This is a genomic window from Pseudoalteromonas sp. MBR-15, from assembly GCF_053628915.1.
Genome location: NZ_JBRJHH010000004.1, coordinates 253,895 through 268,465, shown reverse-complemented (window position 1 = coordinate 268,465; position 14,571 = coordinate 253,895). Strand labels below are relative to the sequence as shown.

Annotated in this window: 16 protein-coding genes; 14 read left to right on the top strand and 2 right to left on the bottom strand. The window is 43.3% G+C overall.

All coding sequences use genetic code 11. The annotated features are described in order from the left end of the window. Window positions 1–16 precede the first annotated feature (16 nt). The 9 genes from ACSSVW_RS07925 to ACSSVW_RS07885 all read left to right on the top strand — a co-directional run bounded on the left by ACSSVW_RS07925 (window position 17) and on the right by ACSSVW_RS07885 (window position 8,482). Window positions 17–784, top strand: a complete 768-nt coding sequence (locus ACSSVW_RS07925; RefSeq protein ID WP_036970081.1) for a protein phosphatase CheZ — start codon at window positions 17–19, stop codon at window positions 782–784. A 15-nt stretch (window positions 785–799) separates the two neighbouring features. Beyond that, a complete protein-coding gene (locus ACSSVW_RS07920) occupies window positions 800–3,079 on the top strand; it encodes a chemotaxis protein CheA (RefSeq protein WP_454179116.1) in 2,280 nt (759 codons plus the stop codon). Between the two features lie 75 nt (window positions 3,080–3,154). Further along, window positions 3,155–4,291, top strand: a complete 1,137-nt coding sequence (locus ACSSVW_RS07915; protein ID WP_118844095.1) for a protein-glutamate methylesterase/protein-glutamine glutaminase — start codon at window positions 3,155–3,157, stop codon at window positions 4,289–4,291. Continuing rightward, window positions 4,284–5,048 (top strand): flagellar motor protein, encoded by a 765-nt coding sequence (locus tag ACSSVW_RS07910; RefSeq protein WP_065978755.1) that lies wholly within the window; start codon window positions 4,284–4,286, stop codon window positions 5,046–5,048. The genes ACSSVW_RS07915 and ACSSVW_RS07910 overlap by 8 nt, the downstream gene beginning before the upstream one ends. A gap of 6 nt (window positions 5,049–5,054) precedes the next feature. Continuing rightward, the gene (locus ACSSVW_RS07905) at window positions 5,055–6,014 is read left to right on the top strand and encodes a flagellar motor protein MotB (RefSeq protein ID WP_454179115.1); all 960 of its coding nucleotides are present in this window, start codon (window positions 5,055–5,057) and stop codon (window positions 6,012–6,014) included. An 11-nt stretch (window positions 6,015–6,025) separates the two neighbouring features. Beyond that, the gene (locus ACSSVW_RS07900; protein ID WP_036970071.1) at window positions 6,026–6,796 is read left to right on the top strand and encodes a ParA family protein; all 771 of its coding nucleotides are present in this window, start codon (window positions 6,026–6,028) and stop codon (window positions 6,794–6,796) included. A 2-nt stretch (window positions 6,797–6,798) separates the two neighbouring features. After that, entirely contained in the window at window positions 6,799–7,545 is a 747-nt protein-coding gene (locus ACSSVW_RS07895) for a chemotaxis protein CheW (protein WP_454179114.1), read from the top strand. Between the two features lie 21 nt (window positions 7,546–7,566). Then, a complete protein-coding gene (locus ACSSVW_RS07890) occupies window positions 7,567–8,064 on the top strand; it encodes a chemotaxis protein CheW (RefSeq protein ID WP_036970065.1) in 498 nt (165 codons plus the stop codon). 16 nt (window positions 8,065–8,080) lie between these two features. Further along, on the top strand, window positions 8,081–8,482 hold the full coding sequence (locus ACSSVW_RS07885) for a DUF2802 domain-containing protein (RefSeq protein WP_036970062.1): 402 nt from the start codon (window positions 8,081–8,083) through the stop codon (window positions 8,480–8,482). Window positions 8,483–8,864: 382 nt separating this feature from the next. Here ACSSVW_RS07885 and ACSSVW_RS07880 read toward each other — a convergent pair whose 3' ends face one another. Together ACSSVW_RS07880 and fliK are read right to left on the bottom strand one after the other, a co-directional pair. Then, a complete protein-coding gene (locus ACSSVW_RS07880) occupies window positions 8,865–9,173 on the bottom strand; it encodes an EscU/YscU/HrcU family type III secretion system export apparatus switch protein (protein ID WP_036970060.1) in 309 nt (102 codons plus the stop codon). Between the two features lie 6 nt (window positions 9,174–9,179). Next, on the bottom strand, window positions 9,180–11,741 hold the full coding sequence (fliK, locus tag ACSSVW_RS07875) for a flagellar hook-length control protein FliK (RefSeq protein ID WP_454179113.1): 2,562 nt from the start codon (window positions 11,739–11,741) through the stop codon (window positions 9,180–9,182). Between the two features lie 102 nt (window positions 11,742–11,843). Here fliK and ccmA point away from each other — a divergent pair, with 102 nt between their 5' ends. Genes ccmA through ccmE form a run of 5 tightly spaced genes read left to right on the top strand, consistent with a single transcriptional unit; the run spans window position 11,844 to window position 14,571 of the window. Continuing rightward, the gene (ccmA, locus tag ACSSVW_RS07870) at window positions 11,844–12,464 is read left to right on the top strand and encodes a cytochrome c biogenesis heme-transporting ATPase CcmA (protein ID WP_454179112.1); all 621 of its coding nucleotides are present in this window, start codon (window positions 11,844–11,846) and stop codon (window positions 12,462–12,464) included. Beyond that, a complete protein-coding gene (gene ccmB, locus ACSSVW_RS07865) occupies window positions 12,464–13,150 on the top strand; it encodes a heme exporter protein CcmB (protein ID WP_036970055.1) in 687 nt (228 codons plus the stop codon). The genes ccmA and ccmB overlap by 1 nt, the downstream gene beginning before the upstream one ends. Before the next feature lies 1 nt (window position 13,151). After that, entirely contained in the window at window positions 13,152–13,889 is a 738-nt protein-coding gene (locus ACSSVW_RS07860) for a heme ABC transporter permease (protein WP_036970052.1), read from the top strand. A gap of 2 nt (window positions 13,890–13,891) precedes the next feature. Continuing rightward, window positions 13,892–14,095 (top strand): heme exporter protein CcmD, encoded by a 204-nt coding sequence (gene ccmD, locus ACSSVW_RS07855; RefSeq protein ID WP_036970047.1) that lies wholly within the window; start codon window positions 13,892–13,894, stop codon window positions 14,093–14,095. Beyond that, on the top strand, window positions 14,092–14,571 hold the full coding sequence (gene ccmE, locus ACSSVW_RS07850) for a cytochrome c maturation protein CcmE (protein WP_036970044.1): 480 nt from the start codon (window positions 14,092–14,094) through the stop codon (window positions 14,569–14,571). Before ccmD ends, ccmE begins: the two co-directional genes overlap by 4 nt.

Genomic DNA, 14,571 nt, shown 5'->3' with positions numbered 1-14,571 from the left:
CTAAGGGGAGAGGCTTATGTCAGCACTTGCTGCGCCTCAAATAAGTTTAGAGCAAGCTCGTCAACTTGTTGAGTATCTTGAAAATGGTGAACAAGAGAAAGCTGATAAGCTGATACTTGAAACAGCATCAAAAGAACAATCAGAGTTGTTTGCTGAAGTCGGTAAATTGACACGACAACTTCATGAAGCACTAAAAAACTTCGATCTTGATACTCGACTCACAGATTTAACAACAGAAGCAATCCCGGATGCAAAGCAGCGCTTGAATTATGTTATGGAAATGACTGAAAGCGCGGCCAATAAAACGATGGATGCCGTGGAAGCGAGTTTGCCTATAGCACAACAGCTCGCTGATGAAATTGCCACGATTAAACCAACGTGGGATCGTTTAATGAATCGAGAAATTGAACTCGGTGAATTTAAAACGTTATGCCACAGCTTAGATAAGTTCATGAATAACTCGCACACCAAAACAGATGAGTTACAAGGCTTGATGACCAACGTGCTAATGGCGCAAGATTATCAAGACTTGACGGGGCAGGTAATACGCCGTGTTATCGAATTAGTGCGCGAAGTAGAAGACAGTTTAATCAATCTCTTAACTGTATTCGGCAGTCAAGACGATGGTCAAATAAAACAAGAAAAACAGGCCATAGACAAAGCACCTGCACAAAGCGATACGCTGGCAGGTCCAGAAGGGCCAATTATTGATAAAGAGTCACGCGATGATGTTGTTTCAGGACAAGATGAAGTTGATGACCTATTATCAAGTCTGGGCTTCTAAGAGGAGAGTAGCTGCATGAGCTTTGAAGTCGATGAAGATATTTTACAGGATTTCCTTGTTGAAGCAGGGGAAATTTTAGAGCTTTTGTCGGAGCAATTGGTCGAGCTTGAAAATAATCCAGATGATAAAGACTTACTAAACGCTATTTTTAGAGGCTTTCACACCGTAAAAGGTGGCGCAGGCTTTTTAAGCATGACTGAGCTTGTTGATGCGTGTCATGGTGCTGAAAATGTGTTTGATTTGTTGCGCCAAGGCGTGCGCAGTGTAACTCCAGAACTTATGGATGTTATTTTACAAGCCCTCGATACAATCAATGAAATGTTCGCGACAATTCAAAATCGTGAACAACCAGAGCCAGCAGATCAAGCCCTCTTAGACGTCCTACATAAATTAAGTCAACCACCAACAGCTGAAGAGCTCGCTGGTGAAGACACAACCGTAACAGACGAAGTAGCTGAAGAAGTCACTGTTGAGCCTGAACCGGTTGTTGATACACCCGAAGTTACTGCTGATGTCTCTAGTAATATTGATGACGACGATCCGTTTGCATTTGATATGTTATTTGATGGGGGATTGGGTGATACCCAAGCTCAACCACAAAACATAGATGAAATTACTGAAGATGAATTCGAAAGCTTGCTCGATGAGTTGCACGGTAAAGGCCAAGGGCCTGCATCAATCTCATCAGACACCATGAGCAGTGACAGCGATGATATTACCGATGATGAGTTTGACAGCTTATTAGATGAGCTTCACGGCGTTGGCAGCTTTGGTGAAGTAAAAGCCGACAAAATTACCAGCCAAGCTCCCGTTGAGCCAAGCGCTCCGGTCGAGCAAAGCACCCCTGCAGTCAGCAATGAAGGCTCTGATGATGAAATTAGTGATGATGAGTTTGAAGCATTACTTGATGAATTACATGGCAAAGGCAGTGCGCCGCAATCATTAGAGACAGATAAGCCGCAAACGCCAGAAACAACCAAAGTTGAGCCAGCAAAACCTGCGGCCCCAGTGGCTGCAAAGGTTGAGCCTGCTAAACCTGCGCCACAACCTGCAACGAGTAAGCCTGCGCCAACTGAAAAAGCGCCCGAGAAACAGGCTGCTGCTGCGGCGAAAAAAGCGCCGCCTCCCCAAGCTGAAACAACCGTGCGTGTCGACACCAAACGGTTAGACCAAATTATGAACATGGTTGGTGAGTTGGTGTTGGTGCGCAATCGCTTAGTGAGCCTTGCAAATAACACCAACAGTGAGGCGATGGGGAAAGCCATTTCGAACCTAGATGTCGTCACGGCAGACTTGCAAGGTGCGGTAATGAAAACCCGCATGCAGCCAATTAAGAAAGTATTTGGTCGTTTCCCGCGTGTTGTTCGTGATTTAGCACGCAGCTTGAAAAAAGACATCAACTTGCTATTGGTCGGTGAAGAAACCGACTTAGATAAAAACTTAGTTGAAGCCCTTGCTGATCCACTTGTTCACTTAGTGCGTAACTCTGTTGACCATGGTATCGAGATGCCTGCGGTGCGCGAAGCGGCCGGTAAGCCTCGTACAGGGACAGTTACGCTTTCAGCATCGCAAGAAGGCGATCATATTCTGCTAACCATTCGTGATGATGGTGCAGGTATGGATCCTGAGAAGCTGAAAAAAATAGCAATAAACAAAGGGGTTATCGATCACGACCAAGCGAGTCGTTTATCGGACACTGAAGCGTATAATTTAATATTTGCACCTGGTTTTTCAACCAAAGAGGAAATCTCAGATATTTCAGGTCGTGGTGTGGGTATGGATGTGGTGAAAACCAAAATCACCCAACTAAATGGCTCTGTGAACATTCAGTCTGAGCTAGGTGTTGGAACCATACTTGAGATCAAAGTACCTTTAACACTGGCAATCTTGCCGACTCTGATGGTTATTGTGGGTGAGCAAACCTTTGCTTTACCACTGGCTGGGGTGAGTGAAATTTTCCATCTTGATTTAACAAAGACCAACGTTGTCGATGGGCAACTGACAATTATTGTCCGTAAAAAAGCGATTCCATTATTTTATTTACAACATTGGTTAGTGAAAGGAGCCAATCGCCAAGAGCGTAAAGCAGAAGGTCATGTGGTTATCGTACAGATTGGTACTAAGCAAGTGGGCTTTGTCGTTGACTCATTAATTGGTCAAGAAGAGGTGGTGATAAAACCTCTCGATGCTTTACTGCAAGGTACACCAGGTATGGCAGGCGCAACAATCACTTCTGATGGTGGCATTGCACTGATTTTAGATGTACCAAGTATGCTAAAACATTACGTTGGCTAATAATAGTTAGGCTCAATAATTTTAAAGTGCAGCTAATATGCTGCACTTTATGGCATAAATAACAAGAGAGTGCTAATGGCAGTCAAAGTATTAGTTGTTGATGATTCAAGCTTTTTTCGTCGCAGAGTAAGCGAAATATTAGAGCAAGACAGCGACATTCAGGTAATAGGGTTTGCTGTAAATGGCCGCGAAGCAGTTGATAAAGCGCGTGAGCTAAAACCAGACGTTATTACAATGGATGTTGAAATGCCGGTACTTGACGGCATTAGTGCTGTTAAAGAAATTATGGCAGCAACGCCTACGCCAATATTAATGTTTTCTTCGTTAACCCGAGATGGTGCAACAGCCACGCTAGATGCACTTGACGCGGGGGCGCTTGATTTCTTGCCTAAAAAGTTTGAAGACATTGCAAGAAACAATGAAGAAGCGATTGCCTTACTACAAAATAAAGTAAAGGAAATAGGGCGTCGCCGTATTTCTCGTTTTACACGTCCTTTGACTTCACCTCGTCCGGCGTCCCCGACACCTGCAACTAGCACGCGAAGCGGCGGCATTGTTCAGCCAGATCGTAGTTTTAGCCGTTCAACTCCCGCAGCGCCTTCGCCGTCGAGTAATGTTAGAGCGTCAGGGAAGCAGTACCAAGTTGTTGCAATTGGCACTTCGACAGGTGGCCCCGTTGCGCTGCAAACAATATTAACGCAACTACCTGCTAATTTTCCGCACCCCATATTACTTATTCAACATATGCCGGCTGCATTCACGCCAGCGTTTGCTGCACGTTTAAATGGCCTGTGTAAAATCAATGTGAAAGAAGCACAGCAGGGTGACAGACTGATGCCTGGCACTGCGTATTTAGCACCGGGTGGTCAGCAAATGCTGATAGAGGGACGTGGCTCTGCACGCACACTGCGTGTGTTTGAAGATGACAGTCCGCGTATTACCTATAAACCCAGTGTCGATGTGACATTTGCCAGTGCTGCAAAAGCATTTGGTGGTGATGTATTAGCGGTAGTGCTGACTGGTATGGGGGCTGATGGTCGTGATGGTGCTCGCATGCTGAAGCAAGTGGGAGCCACTATTTGGGCACAAGATGAAAAAACCAGTGTGGTTTATGGTATGCCACAGGCCGTTGCTAATGCGGGTTTAGCCAGTGAAAACCTAGCTCTTAATGATGTTGCTACACGCTTAATACGTGAGACTGGCTGTGGATAAGCTGTCTTTTCTTGGATTAATCGTTGCTATTTGTGCCATAACCTTCGGCTACGCGCTTGAGGGAGGGGTTGTCAGTGCTTTGTTCAATGGTCCTGCCTTAATTATTGTACTTGGCGGAACTTTAGGTGCGGTCATGCTGCAAACACCAGGCAGTGTGTTTACTAAAACGCTGAAAATTAGTCACTGGGTGTTTTTTCCGCCTTACCATGACGTGGACGCCGCGATTGAGCAAGTGAAGCGGTGGTCACAAAAAGCGCGTCAAGAAGGGTATTTAGTTTTAGAGTCTGAAGCGCTTGCGCACCCAGACCCCTATGCTGCAAAAGGTTTAAGCTTGCTTGTTGATGGCGCCGGCGAAAATAAGCTCAGAGATACGCTAGAAATTGATTTAATGCTTGAACGCGAACGTCTGTTAGAAGTAAGTCGCGTGTATGAAGCAATGGGCGGCTATAGCCCCACAATTGGCATATTAGGGGCCGTGCTTGGCCTTATTCAGGCAATGCAATTTATTACTGACCCAGAAAAGTTAGGCGCAGGCGTTGCAACGGCGTTTATTGCGACGATTTACGGCGTCGGTTTAGCTAATTTATTGTTCCTGCCAATGGCAAATAAGCTAAAACAACAGATTGAACAAAAAATGCTGTATCACGAATTACTTGCTGAAGGCATTATTGCGATTGCTCAAGGCGAGAGCCCACTCAATATTGAACTTAAACTTGAGGCGTACCGTGTCGAACGTCCAAGCTTAGTCAGTGAGTAAGTTTTTATGATGCGCCGTCGTATGCGTCATACCACTCAAAAAAGCCAGCACACAGAGCGCTGGTTAGTCTCTTATGCGGACTACATGACTATCATGTTCGCTTTTTTTGTTGTTATGTACGCTATCGCTATTAGCAAGAATGAAGATTTTCAGATTTTGTCTGATTCGCTTGAGCAGGTGTTTGAAAAGTCAGCTCGCAAACAGGAGCAGGCAGGCACAGGCGTCAATGGGACGGGTATTTTAACTGACCGTGTGACCCCTGAAAACGACATTTTGTACGGTGAAAGTATACGTAAAGATGAGCAAGGCCCCGAGTTACTCGACGGTCAAAGTGAAAGCAGCAATATAGATAAAAAGCACTTAGGTAAACCCCTTGATAGCTTGCTTACCAAGTTACAATCGGCATTAATCGATGAAATTCGGGATGGTGAGGCTAGTTTAGAGCTTCATCAAGATTGGCTTATCATAGAATTGAGCTCAGGCATGTTATTTTCATCGGGTAGCGCAGTTGCACAACAACGAGCAAAGGAAGTGGTTGCTCTAGTTAAAGAGATTATTGCCCCAGTTGATAACTATATTCGCGTTAGAGGCTACACTGATAATGAAGGTATCCGTAATGAAATGTTTCGTTCTAACTGGGAATTATCTGTTGCACGTGCCACGTCTATACTTGTTGAGCTTGAAAGTTTAGGAATAAACCCTGCACGAATGGCAATTGAAGGGTATGGCCAATATTCACCGTTTGCCAGTAATGATACAGCACAAGGTCGAGCTGAAAATCGTAAAGTCGTGGTGGCATTATCTAAATACGGTTTACCGCCAGAGCCAAAGCAGAATAATGATCAACCAATGGATGTCGCACCTGAAGAGCCTGCTGAAATTGAGTTGCCAAGCAATGATAACACCATTAAAGTGATTCAATTACCCCATGGTGGGATTCGAATTACCACGCGCAATGAACAATAATAAGGTGTGATGTGAAAATTTGGACAGTAGCGAATCAAAAAGGTGGAGTAGGGAAGACAACAACAGCTGTTAGTCTTGCTGGTATTCTAGCATTACAAGGAAAGCGCGTTTTACTCATAGACACCGATCCGCATGCGTCACTTACTTATTATTTTGGCATTGATTCAGAAGAGCTGGAAGTCAGTGTTTATGATATTTTTGCCCGCGGCAATAGTATGGCAAGTGAAGAAATTTTACAGGCGCTGTGCCCTTCAACGCTTGAAAACCTTGATATAATGCCCGCGACCATGGCCATAGCAACGCTTGATAGAAGCATGGGCAACAAAAATGGCATGGGCCTTATTTTAAAAAAAGCACTGGCTAAAATTAGTGAGCATTATGACTACGCTATCATTGACTGCCCGCCAGTCCTTGGGGTGCTAATGGTTAATGCATTAGCTGCCAGTGAGCGAATTTTGGTTCCTGTGCAAACTGAATTCTTGGCATTGAAAGGGCTTGATAGAATGATGCGTACTATGGAGTTAATGCAAACTTCACAGTCGAAACAATACCAATATACAATTATCCCTACTATGTACGACAAGCGGACTAAAGCATCCCTTGAAGCCTATAAAACGTTGCAGGATAATTACAAAGACAAAGTGTGGTCTGGCGTAGTGCCGGTGGATACAAAATTTAGAGATGCGAGTTTGGCACAACAAGTGCCGATTCAATTTTGCCCTCGTTCACGCGGGGTTTTTGCATATCGCGCGTTACTTGATTTCTTAATTGCACAAGGTTAACGATGAGTAAGCATTTATTTGCCAATGAAAAAGTGATGACCCAATACTTGGGTGCCTTGCTGTGCGAAGATGAACCTGCTGAACAAAATCTAGAGCCTGTTGCAAAATTACTGGAGCAAGTAAAACAACCAAAAGTAGATATTGCTCCGCCAGAAGCGGCACCTGAACCCGAAATACCCCTAGTTGAACCGACTAAAGAGCTTGAGAAAACCGAGAACCAAGCTAATATCAAAGATATAGTCGAGAAATCTAGCAATGACATTGCAGCTAAAACGTCATCTGAACGTCAAGAAGACTATTTTGATGGTGAGTTTCAGGCTTTATTTTTTGAGGTGGCAGGGTTAACCCTTGCAGTGCCGTTAAAAGCATTAGGCGGTATCCATCAACTTGCAGAGGTAAACCAATTATTTGGTAAGCCTAAGTGGTTTAAAGGGGTCATGCTTAACCGCGATGAAAAACTGAATGTGGTAGACACCGCTCGCTGGGTTATGCCAGAAAAGTATAATGAAAAGCTAGAAGAATCACTAGATTATCAGTATTTAATCACCTTAGGTGATAGCCAATGGGGATTGTTGGCTGAAAAGCTCGTAAATAATATTACGCTTCGCAAAGAAGATGTAAAATGGCGAGCAAAATCAGGTAAGCGGCCTTGGCTTGCTGGGGTTATCAAAGAAAAAATGTGTGCCTTGATTGATGTTGAAAATTTATATCAATTGCTAGAGCAAGGCTTAGACAGCCGTGAGCAGTAACTATTATTACGGAGTAATAGCATGAGTGAAGAAAGACTACTGTCAGCGAATAAAAATGCTGATAGCAACGATGAAGTGTTACAGTGGGTAACCTTTAAACTTGAAGCAGAAACGTACGGCATTAACGTAATGCAAGTACAAGAAGTACTTCGCTATACCGAAATTGCTCCTGTACCAGGCGCGCCTTCTTATGTACTGGGCATTATTAACTTGCGTGGTAATGTTGTTACGGTTATCGATACGCGTGCACGTTTTGGCTTAATGGGTGCAGAAGTAACAGACAATTCTCGCATTGTTATTATTGAAGCCGAAAAACAAGTTATTGGTATTTTAGTCGACAGTGTGGCTGAAGTTGTTTATTTACGCAGCTCTGAAATCGACAGTGCGCCAAATATTGGCACAGAAGAGAGCGCTAAGTTTATCCAAGGCGTTTCAAACCGTGATGGTGAGTTATTGATCTTGGTTGATCTGAATAAGCTATTAAATGACGATGAGTGGGACGAGCTGAGCGCACTATAAAGCGTTTGGAAATTATATGCTGTTATACTCCTTGTTTGGTGCCTCAATCCTACTTGTATTAGTGTGTTTGGGGCTTATTTTTGTTAATAACAATAAACAATCCGCGGCTATTCAAGCAAAGCAAAAACAACTGCAAGAAACTCAACAACAACTGAGTATTCTGCGTAGTGAAGTGGCTGAAATGCGCGCAGGAATGCTAAGTATTGGCAAACGTGTTGTCGCAGTGGAAGAAAAAAGCCAAGAGCTTGAGCAACTGCAAGACGCACAAAAATATGATGATCCTAATGCGAAAATCTATTCGCGCGCGGTCAAAATGGTTGAACTGGGTGCTGATCTCGAAGAGATTATTCACGAATGTGAACTACCCAGAGCTGAAGCTGAGTTACTTATGTCGCTTCATAAACAAAAAGGTGCTTAAGAGCACCTTTTTGCCAACTTGCACTAATGCTTAATCATTTTGAGGGATTAAACCTGTCGTTAGCTGCGTTAAAAAATGTCTGATTTACGACTGCATGGGTGCAGGAGGTAGGGCAGGAGCAATTGCCGAGAACAACTAAATAACGACATTTTTGCCTTGCCATCGACACCATTTTTTACCTGATATAGATTATACCAATCCGCAAAAATACTTAATCATTTTGAGTGATCAAACCAGTCGCTACCTGCGTTAAAAATTTCTGATTTAGAACAACTAAATAACTAAATTTTTGCCTTGTTATCAACGCGGTTTTATTGCCTCAAAATAGACCACTTAATTAAGCGGAATGGTATTACTTAATGATGTGAAAGGACGTTCCTTTTTAAGCCTGAATATTTAACTTGCCTTGAAAATCTTGCCAACCAGGGGGGAATTTACCGCGTAAAACATAGGAAAAGGCAATAAGCTCAGCAATCACATAATAAAGCTCCTTCGGTATCTCTTCACCTAACTCAAGATGTGACAGTGTTTTTGCTAAATCAGCATCTTGATGAACTAAAATGCCTTTTTGTTCGCCAAGCTTCACAATTTCTTCTGCCAGCTCACCAAATCCTTTACAGGTTACTTTTGGCGAGTTTCCAGCTTCGTAGAGAAGACCAATGGCTGACTTATGTGTGTATTGTTCGCTCATTGAATATTAAACCTTTATGTTGATGATGGCATGCGATTTATAAAATGCCTGATGAGTCGTTGCACCTTGTTTTAAACTTAACTCTCCTACATTTAAACCATGACTAGCGAGCTTATGGCGCAGTGTATCTAAATGCGGGTGCGCTAGAGCGGTTACCTCTTGCGACGATGCAAGCAATTGGCAATCGACCGCGGTATCCATAACCTCAGCCGTTACTTGCAGTTTACCAAGCGTTGCAAAGTCAAAGTTTAACCTAACAAACCACACATTCTTGCTCTCGAGTTTATTTTTACTGGGTTTTTTGTATTGCCCAAGACTTATCTCTGTTTGCCCTGTTTCTGGGGGGAGTTTCATGGGTAAGAAAAATTGCGCGAGGGCGCTGGCATCTTGTTGCTGGTTAATCGGTGTTGCTTGCACTTGAGTGAGCGCTGTTTTTACTTGGCTTATTTCTGCGGCCATGGCTTGCAAGCTAGGTTGTTGAAGCTGTTCGAGTAACTTATTACTGTTCACGGCTTTAAAGTTAGGTACTAACACTTGTAAAAGTGCATCAAGCCCTGTTTGATTATTAAAACTAAGATTTGTAGGGGCTTGGCTTACGATGGGGGCCGCGAGTGTGGTTATAGCTAATTGTTCAAGCCCTTGAGTAAAACTGGCTTGTTGGCTTTGAGGTGTCAAACTTGAGGGCCTTATAATGCTCAGTAACTCACGCTCAATGGTTGAAGGGTGTACATTTTGATTTGATATCATTCTATTAAATGTTTGATTCACCAATCTATTTAAATCGACTGAGGGGGATTTGTTCTGCTCACTTAGTTCATTGATTTTTTGACTCAGCTGTACAGGAAGATCACTGACTGCGCTACTTTTGGTGTTAGGTAAAGGCAGTAACTTTGCAATTAACGCCGCCTCTAAAGGCCTAATGGGTTGTAGTGGTTGCGCTAAGTTAGGCTCTTTCAACGCTAAATAAGGTGGCTGCATTTTTAATGTATTACCCGCATCTGTCAGCAGTTTGTCTAACTTGGGGTGTGTCAGCGTTGGTTGCGTTTTGAGACTTGCTACATTACTTGGCGGCTGGGTTAGTGTCACTTGGTTTGCTGCAACAGATTTAGCGTGAGGCTTTATTAATGGCGACTCTGTCCCCTGAGTTTTATTAGCCTCAGCGGGGATTAGTTTTTGTAATTCAATTGCTTGTTGACTATTGATGCGTGGAAAAACACTTGCTTTAATCAATTGAAATAGCTGAACAAGTGGCGCCGATTTAGTAAAGCTAACAGGCAGCATCGGGTTTTCGGCCAGCGCTCGTATTGTAGCTGTTGTCCCTGAAGTGTTGGCTAAGGGGGCATGAGTCTTTGGTGCATCAGCCACAGCGGTTGCTGATATTGACTGATGGAATCGTGTTTCGTTTGGCCTGTTATTTTCAAAAGCCGCGAGTTTTACAATATCGAGTCGTTTAGCATTAAAGCCAAGCTGACTGATTGAGTCGGTTTTAGTATTCAATGCAGCATCAAGTGAATTATTTGTGGCTTTATTTGCAGCGGGTAGTTTTTCGAAATAACGAACAGCATCGGTTATGCGCGTTTTTAGGTCGGCAAAATTGCCTTTTAACCATGAGCGAATCGGTGAGTCTGTTGTGCTTAGTGGCGTTAATTCAACATGCTGTTTAGGGGAAGCATTACGCTGGCTTTGCAGTGCTTGAATAAAGGTCTCTGCGAGAGAATTTTTAAGTGTTATTTGCTGTGCAGACGCTTGGTTAATAAGCGTGATAGTGTCTTTAATTGCTTTAGGTGTCATTATTAAACTAAGCGGGCTTAACTGCCATTGAGCTTGAATATTTTTTACTTGCTTAGAGGGCAGTGTATTTAATGGCACCGTTAAGGAGGACGTTGGCTTTTCAGGTAAGTTCAACTGCACTTGTTGCCCAGATAGCTTTAGGTTTAGCTCAGGTGTGAGTTTTGCCAAAAGTTCTGCGACCTTTTGCTGGCTAATACTTTGTTGGTGAAGTGAATCACCAAAACGGTTAATGATTGTCAGCGAAAACTCGTTGTGTTTATTGCTGGCAGGCACTATCACAGCCTTGAGTGGGGTTTCTGTTTTTAAGAGTGCTGCAAGGGTGTTATTGAGTACAAATTCAGTGTTGAGTACGGGTAATTGTAAAGCCGGCTTTGTTGCAGCAAGGTTTGCAGGTAAGGGGGCTGTTGTATGTGAGTCACCCTGTGTTAACAGATTAAGTAAAGCGTGTAACTGAGGCGCTTTACTCAGCGTCATTGTTACGGGTAAGGGTGATATTGTCAGTAGTTTACCATCGCTGCTTAATTGAATGGTTGCGGCTAAAAATTTCTCAAGTTGTGGGTTCGCTTGTTCTGTCGATAAGCGTAAGGTTTGCCAGCTGTTATTAATTAATACATCCATTTGCACAGTATGTTTAGTTACAACAATATTGCGTGCTGTTAAGTGCTGTTCTGTGAGTGCTTTTAACGCGTCGTTGGGGTGTTGTTGACCAGCCGAATGTATGCCTTTTGGATCAAGGTTTAGGTGAGTGGTGAGAGTCAACTGGCTTTGTTTATTCATTATTTTAGATCAAATATAAGTTAATCGTTATAAAGCAATATTCGTATTACCCTATCATTATGGTAGACTAACGCCTAATTTTGGGTATAGAGAATCATCATCTTGTTACACATTAAGGCCGTCACCTGCATCAAGCAAGATCGTTGTTTGTTTGCGGATCTTAATTTCAGCTTGAAATCGGGGCAAATTATGCAGTTAGCTGGTCCGAATGGGGCTGGTAAAACATCATTATTGCGTATTATTGCTGGTTTCGCTATGCCAGATGAGGGCGATGTTTTATGGCAAGAGCGCTCAATTGCAAAATACTACGATGAGTATGCGCAATCGCTTTTATTTATCGGTCATAAAACAGGTGTGAATAGCCAACTGACGGCGCTTGAGAATGTGGCATTTTGGCTAAAGATTAATGGTTACGATACACCGCAAGATCTCTATCCTATCTTAGCCAAAATTGGTTTAGTAGGACTTGAAGATGTGCCAGTACGCATGCTCTCCGCAGGACAGCAACGTCGTGTGGCTTTAGTGCGACTATGGCTAAACAGTGCAAAGTTATGGATTTTAGATGAGCCATTTACAGCACTTGATAAAAGCGGTGTGGCATTTTTACAAGCACGATTCGTTGAACACTTAAATGCTGGTGGGGCTATTCTTCTCACTACGCACCAAGATTTAACGACACAGTTTAGTGACCTTAAAACGGTGACTTTGGAGTATCGCCACTGATGGTAAAGCAGCACTCTTATTGGCAACTGTTCTCTGCGGTTTTTTCAAAAGATCTTAAATTAGCGTTTCGTCAGCGTGCTGAAATCGTTAATCCTATTCTATTTTTTCTGATTGTTATCACTCTTTTCCCACTGGCGATTGGACCTGAACCGGGTTTATTAGCACGAATGGCACCGGGTATTATTTGGGTCGCCGCATTACTTTCAACCATGCTTGGTTTAGACAAACTTTTTCGTGATGATTACCACGATGGCACATTAGAGCAGCTTATAGCTTCGTCATACCCGTTACCTTTGACAGTATTAGCTAAAGTGGCTGCTCATTGGGTGATTACAGGGCTGCCTTTGGTATTAATGACGCCAGTTTTCGCTTTGTTATTAAATTTAGAAAGTTCAGCACTTCTTGCTACAGTGCTAACCCTGTTATTGGGCACACCTTTGCTAAGCTTTATAGGCGCAATCGGTGCTGGACTCACGGTGGGTTTACAAAAAGGCGGCATTTTAATGAGTTTACTTGTGTTGCCTTTGTATATCCCAGTATTAATTTTTGCAACATCTGCTATCGACACCAGTTCAATGGAGCTTGCGTATAGTGGACAGCTTGCAATCCTTGGCGCCATGCTAATCGTTGCGATTTTAGCTGCGCCAATTGCCATATCGTCAGCATTGAAAGTGAGTGTAAGTTAATATGTGGAAGTGGTTACATCCCTACGCAAAAGCAGATCGTGCTTACCAATTGTGTAACACCTTACTGCCTTATTTCGCCGTCGTGACGGTGGTGTGTATGATTGTTGGATGGGTCTGGGGGCTGGCTTATGCACCTGCAGATTACCAACAAAAAGACAGCTACCGAATTATTTTTATCCATGTCCCATCAGCAATCTTATCGATGGGTGCTTATTCCTCTATGGCGATTGCCGCAGTGATCGCATTAGTATGGCAACTACGTAATGCTGAACTTGCAGTGATTGCAATTGCGCCTGTTGGAGCGTGTGTAACAGCAATCGCATTAATCACCGGAGCAGCCTGGGGTAAACCTATGTGGGGCGCTTGGTGGGTGTGGGATGCACGCTTAACGTCAGAGCTTATTCTGTTATTTTTATACTTAGGTGTGTTGTCGCTATACCATGCTTTTGAAGATAAGAAAGCCGCAGGGCGAGCCGCGTGTATTTTGGCCATTGTTGGGGTAATAAACCTCCCTATCATTCACTTCTCAGTTGAGTGGTGGAACACCCTTCATCAAGGTGCCACAATCACAAAGTTTGATACAAAAGCGATTGATCCAAGCATGTTTTGGCCATTAATGGTGAATATTGTTGCGTTTGCTGCCTTTGTCGGGACTGTGACGTTGATCCGTCTTAAAAATGAAATATTACAGCGTGAAAAGCACCGTCCGTGGGTGCGTCAAATGCTTGAGCGAGGTTAATCATGCAGTTTGATTCTTTTGCAGATTTTATTGCCATGGGAGGCTATGGCTTTTATGTGTGGTTGTCATTTGGCAGCTGTGCATTAATTTTACTTGGTATTTTAGTGAGTTCGTTAAACGATACGAAACGTATTTTCTCTTCAGTTAAGCAGCAAGCACAACGAGAAGAGCGCATTAAAAAAGCGAAGCAAGAGGCAGGGCAATGAATCCAAGACGTAAAAAACGCTTATTAGCTGTTGTCGCCATCATTTTCGGTGTGGGCGCAACGATTGGTTTGGTGCTATATGCACTACAAGAAAACATTAATTTATTTTATACGCCGAGTGAGCTTGTTGATGGTAAAGGCCCTAACAAAGAAAAGCCGCACATAGGTCAAAAATTGCGTATTGGCGGTATGGTTGTGCCAGGCTCTGTTGTGCGTGATGAATCAAGCCTTAAAGTCAGTTTTAAACTGATTGATACAGGCCCAATGGTGACAATTAATTACCAAGGCATCTTGCCAGACTTATTTCGTGAAGGCCAAGGGATTGTAGCCCAAGGGGTGCTTGTGAATGCCAACGAAATTGATGCGTTTGAAGTACTCGCTAAGCATGATGAAGAATACATGCCTGCGGAAGTTGCTGAAGCAGTGAAAGGTATCAAGCACGAAAAACCGACCTATAACTTAGAAAGCGGTAATTAA